General features: G+C 47.7%; 10 protein-coding genes. 2 read left to right on the top strand and 8 right to left on the bottom strand.

Annotated elements, in window-relative coordinates; genetic code table 11:
- Positions 1 to 42: 42 nt before the first annotated feature.
- The 4 genes from KO518_RS15695 to KO518_RS15680 form a co-directional block, all read right to left on the bottom strand.
- A complete protein-coding gene (locus KO518_RS15695; RefSeq protein WP_216026729.1) occupies positions 43 to 2,751 on the bottom strand; it encodes a M14 family zinc carboxypeptidase in 2,709 nt (902 codons plus the stop codon).
- Positions 2,752 to 2,928: 177 nt separating this feature from the next.
- Complete coding sequence (locus tag KO518_RS15690) at positions 2,929 to 3,663, bottom strand: copper resistance protein B (protein WP_216026728.1); 735 nt, start codon at positions 3,661 to 3,663, stop codon at positions 2,929 to 2,931.
- Positions 3,656 to 5,476, bottom strand: coding sequence for a copper resistance system multicopper oxidase (locus tag KO518_RS15685; protein ID WP_216026727.1), 1,821 nt, complete (start codon positions 5,474 to 5,476; stop codon positions 3,656 to 3,658). Before KO518_RS15685 ends, KO518_RS15690 begins: the two co-directional genes overlap by 8 nt.
- A gap of 60 nt (positions 5,477 to 5,536) precedes the next feature.
- Positions 5,537 to 5,887 carry a hypothetical protein gene (locus KO518_RS15680; RefSeq protein WP_216026726.1) on the bottom strand — a complete coding sequence of 117 codons (351 nt, stop codon included), beginning with the start codon at positions 5,885 to 5,887 and terminating at the stop codon, positions 5,537 to 5,539.
- Positions 5,888 to 6,704: 817 nt separating this feature from the next.
- Here KO518_RS15680 and KO518_RS15675 point away from each other — a divergent pair.
- Positions 6,705 to 9,566, top strand: coding sequence for a response regulator (locus tag KO518_RS15675; protein WP_216026725.1), 2,862 nt, complete (start codon positions 6,705 to 6,707; stop codon positions 9,564 to 9,566).
- Here the strand turns inward: KO518_RS15675 and KO518_RS15670 are convergent.
- Genes KO518_RS15670 through KO518_RS15660 form a run of 3 tightly spaced genes read right to left on the bottom strand, consistent with a single transcriptional unit; the run spans position 9,543 to position 13,275 of the window.
- Positions 9,543 to 10,070, bottom strand: coding sequence for a response regulator transcription factor (locus tag KO518_RS15670; protein WP_216026724.1), 528 nt, complete (start codon positions 10,068 to 10,070; stop codon positions 9,543 to 9,545). The two genes, KO518_RS15675 and KO518_RS15670, sit on opposite strands and share 24 nt — an antisense overlap.
- Positions 10,063 to 11,130 carry a HAMP domain-containing sensor histidine kinase gene (locus tag KO518_RS15665; protein WP_216026723.1) on the bottom strand — a complete coding sequence of 356 codons (1,068 nt, stop codon included), beginning with the start codon at positions 11,128 to 11,130 and terminating at the stop codon, positions 10,063 to 10,065. Before KO518_RS15665 ends, KO518_RS15670 begins: the two co-directional genes overlap by 8 nt.
- A gap of 27 nt (positions 11,131 to 11,157) precedes the next feature.
- Positions 11,158 to 13,275, bottom strand: a complete 2,118-nt coding sequence (locus tag KO518_RS15660) for a TonB-dependent receptor (RefSeq protein WP_252736142.1) — start codon at positions 13,273 to 13,275, stop codon at positions 11,158 to 11,160.
- A 342-nt stretch (positions 13,276 to 13,617) separates the two neighbouring features.
- Between KO518_RS15660 and KO518_RS15655 the strand changes: the two genes are divergently transcribed.
- Entirely contained in the window at positions 13,618 to 14,157 is a 540-nt protein-coding gene (locus KO518_RS15655) for a hypothetical protein (protein WP_216026722.1), read from the top strand.
- A 49-nt stretch (positions 14,158 to 14,206) separates the two neighbouring features.
- Here the strand turns inward: KO518_RS15655 and KO518_RS15650 are convergent, their stop codons facing one another.
- Positions 14,207 to 15,190, bottom strand: a complete 984-nt coding sequence (locus KO518_RS15650; protein ID WP_216026721.1) for an endonuclease/exonuclease/phosphatase family protein — start codon at positions 15,188 to 15,190, stop codon at positions 14,207 to 14,209.
- Between the last annotated feature and the right edge of the window lie 69 nt (positions 15,191 to 15,259).

The following is a 15,259-nucleotide window of genomic DNA, read 5'->3' as shown; positions in this document are numbered from 1 at the left end:
TTTATGTCAAAGACACACATTTAATCGTGTTTTTCGGCCAGTTTACCGGTAAGGCGTCGCGTGAGCCGCGCCGCGGAAGATTGCATTTAGAAGCATGATATTTAACCCGTCAAGGTAGGCCCTGCTGGTGGGATCCTGAGTAAATCCTATCACCATTCCTGCACCATGCTTTTCTACCATCAAAAAAGGTTTATAGGCCATTTGTTGTTTATTCTCTTCCCATAAATAACCCGACGCCAACAGATCGTCTGCAGCCTTGAACCAAGCCACATTATTTCCCGCATCTAACTGCATAGGCGAGAAGATCTGGTTTCCTGTTACCAGTGCCACCACGTCGGAGTTTACTCCAGCGGTGAGCCAGTGCTCCTGGTCAACTTCAACGTTAGCCAGTACACCGGCAACGTAATCCGGCGTACTTTTTTCGTTTTCAATACGTTGAATTAACTGAGCTTTATTTTTAATGATACTACCGTCAGTGAGTCCGCGGTGATCTTCTGTAGGGTCACTGATGCTACCGTCGTCGTTATAGCTGTACTCTACTTCCACGTCCAGCAGATTGGAACCGGGAGCGGCCGCAAACGCCGTGGCCTGAGCAAAGGTGATTAATACTCCACCTTGTTGCACCCAGGCATTTAGGTTGGCCGCGCCGCGTTCGCCTAATGCGATATCATAGAAACCGGCGGGTAAGATAATAACTTGATAGTGATTCAGGTTTCTAGTTGCCAACATATCGGTACGAATGGCGGTGACGGGATAGTTAAATTGTCTCTCTAAAATAAAGCGAGTTGCGCCAGCACTTAGCGAACGGGTAGGGGCATCCCAGGCGACGGCTATTTTGGGTGCCACCATAACTGGGCTTTTGTCACTGCCGAAGCTAGGTCCTTGAGTAACCCAACTGGAATTTGTGCCTGTGACCAATGCGCCAGAAGCGTTGGCGATTTTACTGACAATTGCATGGATGTCATCGCTGTTTTGCTTTACTTCTATAATGAGGCTGCCTGCGGGGAAAGCGCCCACACCCTCAACAGTAAATCCTTCATCAGCACTTTTCAGTCGAACCCCTTGGCGTAGCGCCGAGGTTAAAAAACGTCCTGCTGCCGCATCGCCCCACGGCACTATATAGGCCACCTCAGCGTTAGGTGAAATAACTTTACCTGGCAGAGGCGTATCACTGCGAATTGCAGTACTGGCAACAGAGACGCTGTCATCACAGCTTCGGGTATCGATGTTGAACAACAGAGGAAGTGACCATGCAGTGACATCGTAAATTTGATCCTGAAGTTTTCGGGCTCGGCGGCGCTCCTGCTCTTTTATAAACGCCTCGGCCATGTCGACTTGTTGGGTAAAGGTTGTTTTCACAAAGCGTCCGCGAGGTTGGGCCGTATCAATAATATATGCACCGGCCGGGTAGCGTGTGCCACAGGCTTTGAATCCTTCAGTCGCTTGAAATACTTCGACGCCGTGGGTAGCCATTAATGTGGCTAAGCGATGCGATCCGGCTCTGTCTTTAGTGGCGGGCAGTATAAAGGTGCGTTCTTCATCTTTTTTGCCATCGCGAATAGCACTAACCTGGTACTGATAAAAATCGGTTAGTATTTTTTCCCTGTGAATAGCCGCTGCTTCAAGGGTTGACAGGGATGCCACGAAGTGTTTTTGCACGGGCTCAATGAAGTGATTGATATCACCGTCGCGATCGCGGTAGCGCATTCCTCGGGTTGATGCTACCTCATATGTCGCTGCGGATGCGCCGTAAAAAGTAGGCCAACTGTCTCCATAGCCAGGATAAAACGCATCAAAAACTTCACGGGTAAAGTAATCAAACCCAAACTTATCGAAGTGTTTCGCGTTGTTGCGGCCAATTAAGGTGTTATTCTCCAACTGACCTTGCTGCATATGAGGATTAATGGGGTTTGCTGCTGGTACGAAAAAATAACTGTCGTCGCCACTCATCTCGTGCAAATCTATGACCACGGTTGGTTTGTAATGGTTCAGCGTGCGTATTCTGGCAGCGGTTTCAGGCTGTGTAATGGCCAGCCAGTCGCGGTTCATATCGAATAAGTAGTGGTTGCTTCGCCCCCGAGGCCAGGGTTCGTTTTGGTCCACACTCAGCCGATCGCCACTGTCCTCTAATCCCACCATGGAATAGTAGTTATGTACAAACCGGGTTCTCCCGTCCGGGTTTTGGAGAGGATCAATAAATACAACCGTTTGGGCGAGAATTTTCTCCACCATAGGGTCGTTTGTTGAAGCCAGTAAATGATAAGCCGTCATCATAGCGGCATCGGTGCTACTGATTTCATTGCCGTGTACGCTGTGTTCAAGCCATACTGAAGCGGGGAGTGTATCAATAAGGCTTTTGGCTTCTTGTTCACTGATGGTTCGCGGATCGGCCAACCGGTTCATATCACTGGCAAACTTATCCAGATTCGCCAGTCTTTCTGGTGTCGCGATGGCTACATAGATAAGATCCCTGTTTTCCCAACTCGTGCCCATTTTTTTTAACACAATACGGTCAGGCACCGCTTTTACCAGTGCCTCGAAGTAGCGAATCATGTCATCGTGACTGGTTATTCGACTGCCGATGTCATACCCCAGTATATCGTTTACTGTGGGTATAGCATCATCATAAGTGGCACCGGGCCACATGGCAAAATCACCGTGTACCGGGAGGGTCGTTGCCTGAGCATGGACAACCTGACTGCTAGCAGAAAGGGCCAGCACCATTGCAGCCATTAACTGTCGTAATTTCATGTAATAATACCCATTTTATTGGTTCGTGTTTTCCGTAAAACGCGATATGCAATTGCGTCACATATAGCGCGTAGTTGTCTTTACATAGTATCAACTAATAAAATAAAGGCATAAACCACTTGTCAGGCGTTTTAACGACTTAATCGAAAATGGTTTATGACCGTTCGCCTTTGCGCACTAAAACCACATCTGCACGCCCACGACCACATTGAGATTACTGGTGGTCTTTTTTTTCCAAACGTCAGCGAGTTGAAAAGCGGTGTGCTTTGTTTGCCAGTAAATACCCGCGTAAGGCGCAAATTCCCGGGTGATTTCCCGGCGATAACGCACCCCAATTTGCAGGGTGTCGAGGCCGCTGAAACGGTGCGCATGGTTGTCGTCTGACAAGTTCACTGTCATTGACAGCCGGGGTTGCAGATAAGTTGTTTGCGACAGTAAAAAGGTGTATTCAACCTCAGACGACCATTGGGACTTTCCACGTTCGTTAAGCACTATGCTGGAATCGATTTCAAACCAATAGGGAGCCAAGCCAGTCACCGAGATAAGACCGTAGTGCTCCCTGGAGCCATCTGAGGATAACGGCCCCTTGACACCAACCCCCCCTTGTAGTGACCAAAATGGTGAAAACAAGTAGCTATAGCTGACATCTGTTCTTTCAATATGCCACTCTTTGTCACCAGAGAACGCTTTCTCGCCCTCGCTTATCATCACAATACGATGATAATCGCCACCATACCAGCCAGTCGTATCCCAGTTTAGGGTCGAATCACCCGATGTGGTTTGCGCTACTTCCAACTGCTCTACCATGAGCTGACCTACCAACATAGTTGTCATTGGTGCAGGCCAATCGCGCTGAGATTCTGCTATAGCGGAGAAGCCTGCAAGGCCACAAAGACAAAACCATTTACCCATGATAATGCTCTCCATGTATTGTCTGCTTGCCGGGCTTTACCCGGACAACTCGGAACATCCCCGCCTTCATGTGATAAAGCAAGTGGCAGTGAAATGCCCAATCTCCCAATGCGTCTGCGGTAATAAGCAGGGACACCTTTTCAGTAGGTTTAAGCGATATCGTGTGTTTTCTCGGTGGTGGGTACTGACCGTTTTCCAGTTCCATCCACATGCCGTGTAAATGAATGGGGTGATCCATCATGGTGTCATTAACAAGTACCAACCTCAGGCGTTCATTTTGTGTAAATTCTATAGGGCCTGCCACCTCACTGAATTTAACTCCGTCAAAGGACCACATGTATCTTTGCATATTGCCGGTTAAGTGAAGCGTTATGGTTCGGGTTGGAGCGCGTTTGTCGGGCCACGGCAGTACCGCTGCCAGATCGCTGTAAACCAGTACTTTCCGACCATTGTTCTTCAGTCCGATGCCCGGTTCGTCCAGGCGGGAGCGGTGATGATCTGTTATCATCGCAGCGCCTGCGCCATGATCTCCCGGCTGATGTACAGTACTGATGTTATCCACCGGTAAAATTGCCCTTGAAGGTGTGTTGTTCATCACCTGACCGTTGTGGTGCTTCATCCCATGATGGTTGTGTTCTGCTTCTTGAACGGAGGCCGGTTTGGAAGTCGCCGGCGGGTGACTTTGTGTACCGTGTTCCATTCCCATAGCACTCATACCGCGTTCAGTGATGGTGCGCCGGGCGGGGACGGAGGATGTCGCGCCAGGGGTTGCCGTTAACGTTCCGCGGACAAACCCACTGCGATCGGCACTTTCTGCAAACAGGGTATATGCGTCAGCAGCCTTGGGTTGCACGATGACATCGTAAGTTTCCGCTGTGGCAATACGTATTTCATCTACCACTACCGGTCTGACGGGTTGGCCGTCGGCGGCTACCACTGTCATGGCCAGCCCCGGGATACGAAAATCAAAATATGTCATTGCCGAACCGTTGACTAATCGGAGCCTCACTTTTTCTCCGGGTTTGTACATGGCTTCCCAGTTCATGAAGGCGTCCCGACCGTTCATGAGATAGGTATACGCGCTGGCCGTGACATCAGCAATGTCCCTGGGATCCATCCGCATAGCGTTCCACATGCTGCGCTCGGAAATGGTCTCTCTAAGGCCCTTTTGGTCAATGTCCTTTAGGGTGTCAAAGAGCGTTCGCTTCTGATAGTTGTAGTAGCCCTCAGACACTTTGAGATTTCTGTAAATATCGTGGGGGCGTTCAAAAGTCCAATCTGATAACACTAAGGTGTGGTCGCGGTCGGCCTGAATGTCGCCATCCCCGGGTATTATTACCAATGGTCCGAGGTGACCTAACTGCTCTTGCAAGCCAGAGTGACTGTGATACCAATAAGTACCGGATTGGGAGATGTCGAATTCATAAACGAATTGTGTTTTGGGTTTTATACCCGCAAATGAAAGACCCGGAACACCGTCCATATTGGCAGGCAGAATAATACCATGCCAGTGAATTGACGTGTCCTCATTCAATTTGTTATTTACGGAAATTGTGGCGCGTTGCCCTTCTGTGAACCGTAGTAAAGGGCCTGGCATTTGCCCATTTATAGTAAAGGCGGGTCCAGTCTTGTTGCCGAACTGACGAGTGGCGCGTTGAATATCTAGCTGCACGGGGGGGAGTGGTTTTGGACGTTTACGGGTATAGCCGTAAGTTGTAGCCCAAGCTGGCATTACCTGTATAAGCGAACAAGCCGATGCGACAGATGCAGCGCCAAATACAAAGCGCCGTCTGCTTAAAGACGAAAGTGTCATGACAAATCCTCTGAATAACCAAAATTTAACGATGAGCCAACGCGTGGCTAATGGGGGATGTCAGGACAACTTAGGCGGTCGGAAGAGGGATGACGTGAGATGTTTCGGCTCGGCGTCATGTGTTTGCCAATGCAAAGATTGACTGGTGCGAGAGAAAGTCGCGTACTGGTACATCAATGCCGCGGCGGTCTGAGCGTGACATAAAATAGTGGAACATTCGCACTGTTCAGCGCAGCAATTTGTATCGTCAGAAACTGATGACATTTCGTGATGATGCACTGCGTGAGACGCTGTGGCGTGATTGCCAATATGATCGTGTTTCCCTTGGTCAACGGAAATACCGTGCGCTTCCGAAGCCTGATTGACCAGAAAAGAGACTATAGCAATAAGAAGAAAAATGGCTTGTTTCATTTCGAACCACACGATTTAGACCACGTTAGGCTAGTGCAATTTGGCTTTGCAGGCAAGTCGCCCATATATTTTCGCGAAAAAATTGCAAACTAAAGAATAATGTTTAAAAATTGTAAATGGGTGGTAGAATTTGTGTACAGTCACAGGAGTTAACATAATGACTTCAATTCAAAAATGTAAACAGTATCTTCAGAGTGTGCTGACCGACCCAGTTCTATATTGTTTTGCAGCCGGTTTAATGGTTCTTCTTATCGTTGAGCTCAATTTGGTTGTGAATATTTAACGTTTTAATTTGGTAGAGGTTATTCTTCGAAGCGTTGGATACTGCCATAACCTCCAGGACACAAGCGGAATGGCGGTATCAGATCCAACCAGCGCAGCCGAAACGGCCTCAGCCGGCTGCCATCGGGTCGGCACTGAGGCTTCCTTTTCGATTAGATGACGAAACCAATAAAGTGTATTGCGCGCCCACACCACCTCGCAGGTTGTCGGGTACATTCCGTTGTATGTCTGACTCTCTGATTCCCATGCTAAACGTATCTGATCGCCGTATGTCAATAGGTATGAGTTTGATAGCCTCAGCTGTTGAGCGTGGGCTAAAAATAAAATTGCGATGACACTGTAGTTGGGATAAGGGGGCCGATACTTATTTCAGCAGCACACAAGTGCATCCTGTCTCACATGGTTCGCCTGCAGTATAAATTTGTCATAAAAATATGATTTTCAGACCGATTTCATAGGGTAATGAAATCAGATAAGCTATGATTGATATTTCATTGACCACTGCATAGCCAGGGCGAACATCAGGAGTGTTAATTTGTCGGCGTCAGCAATGCACCGCGTATTTTCCGGTTTTCTACCTTTTACTCTGTTACTCGCTACAGGCTATGTGTTGCTGGGTTTGCTCAGTTTTTGGGCGGCCATACCTCCTGGTTATGCCACCGTGGTATGGCCTTCTGCTGGGCTGGCTATATTAGCGACATTGCTGCGGGGTTATATTGCCTTGCCGGGCATCGTCCTGGGCGCTGCGGTACTGAATGTGATTGTTTCGGCGAATTACCTGAATGTCGATGTTTCAGTATTTAATTCGTCGATGATGGGCTTTTTTGCGGCCTGCCAAGCGGCGGTGGGAAGAGCCCTCTTCTTATCGTCAATCTCTGGCCCTATCAACCTTGCACGACCTGGCATGGTGGCAAAGTTCCTCTTATTTTGTGGCGTGTTGAGCTCACTGACAAACGCCACGATAAGCAATATTTTTTTGTGGTATCTGGGCGTATTAAGCGACGACGCCTGGATGCGCAATTGGGTGAGTTGGTATGTGGGTGATGCCATCGGCGTGGTATTTGCCGTACCCTGGCTATTAGTGTTAGCGCCTAAAAAATTAGCAGTAAACGTGCCTAAGGGCCGTTTGGTGCTTTATGCTTTAATCACCATTATGCTTTGCACATCGTTGCTCGGAGTAATGGTCACCAATACCGAGCGGGGAAAGCACAGAGAAGAGCTTCGGGTTAATACTGATGTGCTCGAGAGCGCGCTAAACGCACAAATTGATAAAATAGGCGATGTACTAGAAAGTGTGGCCGGTTTTATACGCATTCAGAAAATTGTGACGCCTGAAGAGTTTAGTGTGTTCAGCAGAACCCTGTTGACTAGAAATCCGGCGCTGGCTGGTTTGTCGTGGAACGAGCGACTGCAGGAGAAAGATCTAGCCGCATTTGAAACCAGGTATAAAGCGGTGTACGAAATGCTTGATGGGGTAGATTTCTCTGTTCGTAGTTTTGATGAAAACAGTCATATTGTCCCAATTCAGCCTGCTGACACTCACGTCATTGTGTCCTATGTTGAGCCGTTGACTGATAATATCAGAGCGCTGGGGCTAGACGTCTATTCCCATCCTCTTCGACGAAAAGCACTGGAGCATGCGTGGCGTTCCCACGAACTTTTTCCCACAGCGCCTGTTTCTCTGGTGCAGGACACGCAGGAAGAACCTGGAGTCCTGTTTTTCCAGCCTGCGGGCCAGCTTCCGCTCTCTGATCATTCGGGTTATGCAACAGGGATAATTTTGGTCACTGATTTGGTTGAAAAAGCCTTCGGCGGCAACCTGTTGAGCCAAACCGGCGTGTTATTGTTCGCTCCTGACGTTGACGGTGAGCAAGCCGTTTTGTACTCACGTAATTTATCAATAACTCAAGCCTCCACACTCATGAAAAAGTGGCAACAAAGCACAGATACAGAACTCACCTCATCTTCCACCTTCACATTAATTGAAAATCGGCGGATCCCCGTTGGGGGGCACCATTGGCAATTGATGCAGGTGAATCGATCAAACTTTCTCTATCAGCCGTGGGGCGTTCATTTGTTACTGGCAGGTGCATTTCTGTTTGCCGGTTTATTAGGGTGGTTTGTATTGATTATGGCTGGTCATACCGATGAAATAGAATATCAGGTAAAAAAACGCACTCATGATTTAACTAAGGTGAATGAGCGTTTAGTACGGTCGGAAAAAGCGCAAGCGGAAGCAGTCAAAGAGGCTGAGCAGTCAAATCAGGCGAAAAGTGAGTTTTTGGCCAATATGAGTCATGAAATTCGCACGCCGCTAAATGCGATCTTAGGTTTAAGTCGGCTGGGTCTCAGTCAGGCGCCACCTGATACATTCTCAGATAAATTTAAAAAAATTAACCATTCTGGTGAGTTGTTACTGGCCATCATCAACGATATTCTCGACTTTTCTAAAATTGAGGCTAAGAAACTGCTCCTGGATGACAGCGTCTTCTCGTTTCGGGATGTCATTGACCAACTCAGAGATTTATTTTCGGAACAAGCAAAAAGCAAAGGTGTGTCGTTGTCATTTCGTTTTGAAAAGGGTATGCAGGTCTGGTTCATTGGAGATTCACTGCGAATGAAACAGATATTGATGAATCTGTTGAGCAATGCAGTGAAATTTACCAACGAGGGAGAAGTAATATTCACAAGTCGATTTAATCACACGTCAAAAAACACAGGTGATGTGGTTGTGTCGGTAAAGGATACGGGGATCGGCATGTCTACCGCACAGGTGAATACGGTGTTCACTGCTTTTACTCAGGCTGATTCATCCACCAGCCGAAAGTTTGGTGGCACCGGCCTCGGCATGGCGATCAGTTACCGTTTGGTTGAAGCCATGAATGGAGACATTTGTGTAAACAGCACCGAGGGGCTTGGCACCACGTTTAAAGTGAGGCTACCTGTTAGACTGGCGGCCAAGGAAGACATTGATACCTATCGTCGAATGCGGGCCCATGTTCAGTGCGGGGCTGAACAACAATTGCACGGTAAAGTGTTATTGGTAGAAGACAACGAAATCAATCAAGAAGTCATTAGTGAACAGCTTCGTTTGCTTGGTTTGTCTGTTACTCTTGCTGAAAACGGTGCGTTAGCGGTGGGAGAAGTTCGCCGTCATCAATACGATCTGGTGTTAATGGATATTCAGATGCCGGTTATGGATGGTTATGAGGCGACCCGGCAAATACGTGCACTTGGGCATACGCTACCGATTATTGCGCTCACGGCAGCGGCGATGGTGGAGGATAAAGAAAAGGCCCTGGCAAGTGGTATGAGTGATCATCTTAGTAAACCGTGCAGGCAAAATGATTTGCGTACACTTATTGCCAGGTGGTTAGCGGTTGGGCGACAATTTTAACAGCTTTCTTTGCAGGGTGCGGCGATGCATTCCCAATACCTTGGCAGTGGCAGATATATTGCCATTGTTGTCGTGGAGAATACGTTGAATGTGTTCCCATTCCGCTTGTGCAGGGGTCATGGGTTTGAGTGATGCCTCTGTCGCAGGGGCATGGTCGAACAGTTTGTTGTAAAGCGTCGCGAACGCAACAGGCTTGGTCAGATAGTCTGTCGCGCCTTTCTTGATAGCTTCAACGGTAGTGGGGATACTGGCGTATCCTGTCATGATTATGAGGTGTTTGGGCTGGTAAGAGGTTTTTAGCGCTTCAATATAGGTCAAGCCAATCTCACTGTTGCCCAGCATCATGTCGAGCAGAATACACAATGCTCCTGGTATGGGTTCACGCAAAGCAGCTTTAGCACTTTCGTAACACAATACTTCACAGGCAGCTTCTTTTTCAAAGCGTCTTGCTAAAACCGATGAAAAACGTGGGTCGTCGTCAATAATTATAATAGTGTTAGTCATTGTCTGTTGGCAGAGAAACCGTTGTTTGAATATGCGATGCGCCGGTCGCACCTGTTACCTGTTGCCAGCTCACTGTACCATTGAGTTTCTCAATAGTCGCGTTACTCAAAGCCGCGCCTATGCCGTAGCCTTTATCACTGCGCATAAACTGTGTTCCCAATTCGGTTACAAAAACACTGCTGTCTTTCCACAGTGGGTTGTCTACGCGCATAAACCAAACACCCTCATGAGCATAGGTGTGCACAGTAACGGTATGGGTTTTGTCATCAGGCTGCGCTTCACAGGCATTCACTATAATGTTGCTGAGAGCAGGAAGCAGTGTTCGATCTGCAGTAAGAGAGATGTGCGGCGCATCGGTTTTCCAGATGATCTGTGCCTCGGGCCTTGCAAGAGCCAAAGTGTGCTTTAAAGCGTCTACTAAATCATGGCTTTGATATTGTGTGGTTTTCTTTTCACGTACATCATTCGCAATTTCGCGCCATTGTGACAACGCTTGAGCCATCTGCGAAATTTGTTCGTTAGCTTCTTCAATGCAGCGAATGTCACCGGTATCGAGAAACTCCTCTATAAGTAAACTCAACGTTTGAACGGGAGTGGCGGTGTCATGGGTCAGCTGTGCCGCAGCTGTGCCAATAGCCAATAATTGTTCGTCCCGCAATTGCTTTTCTCGCAACTGTCTGAGGCTGCCTTCGCGCTGAGCTAATTGCCATCGGAAATATGCCACTACCGCTGCCAATAGTACGCTGGTCATGACAAACCCCCACACCATACCAGCGGCATGTTGAGCCATGGCGTGGCCGTGGCTTACGGGCGCAGTGGCGAGTTGAGACAGTTGTAATACCACACTAAGCAAAAGAATTATTGCAGCGGGGAGCAGGGGAAGTAGCGTTAACCCTATTACTAAAGGAACGAGTAAAATAATGGCAAAAGGATTGGTAGCAGCACCAAATTGGGTGATAAGCAGGTTCATCGCAGTGATTTCCACTGCGATAAAGAAAAAAGCAAGCCACCAAGAAGGCGGCTTTTTTCGATTAATTAATGTAACGAGTAACAGTAGCAAGGTATAAACCTGAGCAAAGAGGCTTCATTAAAACGCCACCGACATGCCGACATCGACAGAACGCCCCGCCCCAGCTAATTGACTAAAGCCACGGTCGGGCTCGACGTTAAAGGCAGCAATACTTACGCCACCTAGCGGGAGTGCGTAGTATTCGTTCATCAGGTTTTGAATGGTAAACCGAAAGGACACATCATTCCACTGGTAATGCATATCCACGTTGAGCAAGGAATAGGCGTCCGTAGGGTTTTCACGGCGGCGACCGTCAACATCGTGTTTGTTTCCAACCCATTGCCACTCCAGTGATGCGCTAAGCTGTTGATAGGTGTAATTGAGTTGCAAACGGTTTTGTACTGGTACTATCTGGTATAGATCTTCATCGCTTTCTGTTCTCTCGCCATTTTGCCATGAAAAGAGGTCAGAAACGGCGAGCTGATGACCATTTTGCTCCAACAGTATATGGGACCCTTCAAGGTTTACGCCGTATAAGCGTGCATCGAGGTTGGTAAAGGTGAGCGTATTTCGTTCACCTTCCGGGGTGCCAGTGCGATTAAACGTCCCCGTGACGGTAGCGTCAATAAAGTCGTTAGCTCGGGTGTACCAACCGTCCACTTTAGTGTGCCAGCTGCTAGTTTTCTGTTGCCAAGCGAAAGACGCAGTGTACGCGGTTTCTGGCTCTAAATCGATGTTGCCAATATAACCGTTGCCGTCGCCAAACCAACCAATCATTGACGTGGCCATTGCGCTAGTACCCCAACTGTAGCGTTCATAAAGATTAGGAGCCCGGTTTTTGCGGGCAACACCCACAACAAATTGCTGGTCATCCGCGACAGCAAGGGTGGCCGAAAACGCTACATCGAGTAACCAGTTATCACGCTTTCTGTCGGTATTGTTAAAGTCTGCAGCTGCGGAAACATTATTGCTCATCATACCTGCCATGGGAGCCATGTTCATCATACCGTTATCCATACCCATGCCGTTATCTGCATTCTGATATGCCTGAACGTCGCCGGTATTCGTCGTGACCCTTTCAAGTCTGCTTCCCAAACGGTAAGTCCATTGCTGATCCTGTGCTGACAGCCAATCAATATAGGCTGCCGTACGCTCCCGTTTGCCGTTATTGATGTTAACGTAATCATTGGGGCCCATCATCATAGAGCCTTCAACCGCTGGCCACCAATCGTCCAGGGTATTTTTATACCACTCCTGACCGATCAGCAGAGTACCATCGAAAAAGTCAGGAAGTTGCCATTTAAATTTCGCCATTATGTCCTGACTGTCGGTATTCATTGGCATGGTGCCCGTTTTTTCTTCGCTGAAAAAGCCCATTTCATGGTCGACGTTGAGAATGCTAAAGACGCTATCGAGAGAAACGCGATTAAACTGACGTTCATAGCGGGTCAGTATGCCAATACTTTTGTTGTCAGTCATATCCATATACTGATTGGGAAAGCCCTGGTAAGGAATTGACTGGCGTGTCAGTTTGAGTTGAAGGCGTTGCTTTGTATCTTGATAACCAGCAGAAATAGCGTGGTTGGTCGATTTGTATAAAGTGTCTAACACTTTGTCGCCCCGGCCATCGTCGTAGCTCTCTGATTCGGTTCGGACGCCACTGTAGCGAATGTACCACTGAGCACTGGCCAGTGTGGCATCACCGTGAATGCGCTTGCCGTTGCCGTTACTCATATAGGTGTAGCCGAGATTGCCTTGTTGCCATAAAAAGTCATCTGAATCTGAGAATGCGGGCTCCAGGGTTGATACCTCGATAACGCCGGCTATGTTATCACCACCACTACTGACTGGTGAAATACCTGGAATTACGGAAATCGTCTTTACCTGGTTTGATGACACATAGGATAAAGGCGGGTTCATTTGATTGCCGCATGCAGCTGTTATGGGAGCACCATCAGTGAGTAACTGAATGCGATCACCCATCATACCATTCATTACCGGTAGTGAAGATACACCACCAGCCTGAGAAAATCCCACGCCGAGCTCTGCCAGTCGCTTTTGCAGGGCTTCCGGGTTGTTGGATGTCGACGCGTGAGTAGTTACGGTTATGGTTTCAACAGGGTCGTCGTTTGCCGATATTGGCGCTGCGATGAGCAAGTCGCAGAGGAGAAAAAGTGAAAGTGAATTAGATTTCAAAATAAACTACCTGAACGTGAATTGCGCCGGTAGTGTATACAGAGTTAAGCGTCGGCAACATGTGACAAATTGTCGCAGTCGCGATATGCCGTTTTATATTTAAAGTGAGAAATGCCCCGGCTTTTGAATGTGTCATGACGTCTGGAGAATAGAGCCAGGCTTATGTTGCCTACGAAGCTCAAAGATGTTGAAATTAATCAGGTAATCTTTAGAAAGAGAGGCAAGATTAAATTGAATTAATAAGCGTATGTGTAGAAAAATCGTGTCATACTATTGCATAGTGGTGGTCTGGGTTTTTTCACATATAGTTAAGTCGTTGTCGTATTCATTAGGTCTAATGTCGTGTCTTCATTGAATCAGGTTCACATTAAAATTCTCGATAAATTGCAATTAAAACAAGCAACTATTTTTTCTGGGATCAGTCCAAAAGCAATGCGCCGCGTGTTTGCAGCCTGGTCTTTGTTTTCTATTATTGTGGCAATCATCGTTGTTATGGCTCCGGGCCTCAGTCAAACCTTTGTACTGACGGTGTTTGGTACATTAGTCGCATTTACGCTTGCTATGTTTGCGCAAAGCCGCATAGCAGAAGGGTGGCCGGCGATACTTTCGGTTGAAGAGGAAATTTGCGTGGTTCGCGATCCGCAAAAACGTGAATTTATCTGTGTGCCATATTCCTTGATCACCCGTGTTGAGCCGGCGTTAATCAAACCCAATAAGAAAGCTATTGCGCTAATGCTAGATACAACAAGGCTTAACGATGCAGACAGACGTACTCTTAATCAGGCAGTCTGGCCGCGGGAAGATCGCTTGCTTGCGCTGGCTCATTTCATTTCTCGGGACAAAGCCTGTAGGAAAATTCGCGCTGCATTATCATTGACGTAATTATTCCTTCCAAGCGATCAACGCTCGTGTCTAATACTTTGCCATTTCGTTATTCCGTTGTGGTACAGGGAGAATCTTTTAGTCTCAGCTTGGTAAACAACGGAAAGTGGTCTGAGCCATAGCCGGGTAATCGTTTGATTTCCACCAACGAAAAATGTGGACTGTGAAAAACGTGATCCAACGGCCAGCGCACCCAACGTGATTTGGCGTGAAATGTATTGTAAAACCCTCTGCCAATGCGCGGATCTTTCGCGCCACTTAGCTTCTTGAAAAGTCGGGTGGTAGGAGACCATGCCACATCATTTAAGTCACCGGTAACAATGTATGGGCAATTCAGTTTTGCAACTTCTTTTGCCACCAGGGTGAGCTCTTTATCTCTGGCCTCTGCGGTAGTGGCTTCCGTGGGACTGGGCGGCTCCGGGTGAACAAAATGCAGTTTTACAGGCTGCGATGCCAACAATATGGTGACGTCCATAGAGGGTATGCCGTCTTTTACGCGAAATTTTACTACGGGGTCTGAAAAAGGGAATTTACTGTATAAGTGCATGCCATATAAATTGTCTAGCGGACAAGCCAGTCGGTGAGGGTATTCACTGTGAATAGAGTATAGTGCCCGTTCCCAGTGCTTATCTGATTCAAGGGTAACGATAATATCGGGCTGATGCTGATAGATCAGTTTGATCAGGCCTTGGTAGTGGGTATTGTACATATAAACATTGCTGGTCAACAGGCTAATGGACTTGAGGTTATCGTGCGTACCGTTGGGTACTTCTGTGCGCCAAATTGGCGTGTAGGGAAGGATCCACAATAATTGATAGCAACATGCTGCCAGCAGCATCGCCTGCACACTGAGTGCGATTAACATGTCTGACGGGTAATAAAAACACCACCACATAATTAGCAGTACAATTGCCCCGGTTTGTTGAAGACGAGGGAATTCCCACACGCGTATAAGCCAATGTTTACCTGGTATATGGGGGCACAAGGTGGTGAACAGAAGAAGTGCGGAGAGAATAAGCAATACTGCCAACATAGTTAGGCCTTGTAATTTCCATGTTCATATGACTTTCATCTATAGCACGAAAAGCGGGGAAACGATCAC

Source organism: Aestuariibacter sp. A3R04, assembly GCF_018860805.1.
Taxonomy (GTDB): domain Bacteria; phylum Pseudomonadota; class Gammaproteobacteria; order Enterobacterales; family Alteromonadaceae; genus Alteromonas.
Note: the sequence above shows the minus strand (reverse complement) of the source record. Positions and strands in the feature narration are given on the sequence as shown.

Excerpts from the sequence above, each read along its gene's own strand:
- KO518_RS15695 (WP_216026729.1), bottom strand. The coding sequence starts at position 2,751 with ATGAAATTACGACAGTTAATGGCTGCAATGGTGCTGGCCCTTTCTGCT.
- KO518_RS15690 (WP_216026728.1), bottom strand. The coding sequence starts at position 3,663 with ATGGGTAAATGGTTTTGTCTTTGTGGCCTTGCAGGCTTCTCCGCTATA.
- KO518_RS15685 (WP_216026727.1), bottom strand. The coding sequence starts at position 5,476 with ATGACACTTTCGTCTTTAAGCAGACGGCGCTTTGTATTTGGCGCTGCA.
- KO518_RS15680 (WP_216026726.1), bottom strand. The coding sequence starts at position 5,887 with ATGAAACAAGCCATTTTTCTTCTTATTGCTATAGTCTCTTTTCTGGTC.
- KO518_RS15670 (WP_216026724.1), bottom strand. The coding sequence starts at position 10,070 with ATGACTAACACTATTATAATTATTGACGACGACCCACGTTTTTCATCG.
- KO518_RS15650 (WP_216026721.1), bottom strand. The coding sequence starts at position 15,190 with ATGTTGGCAGTATTGCTTATTCTCTCCGCACTTCTTCTGTTCACCACC.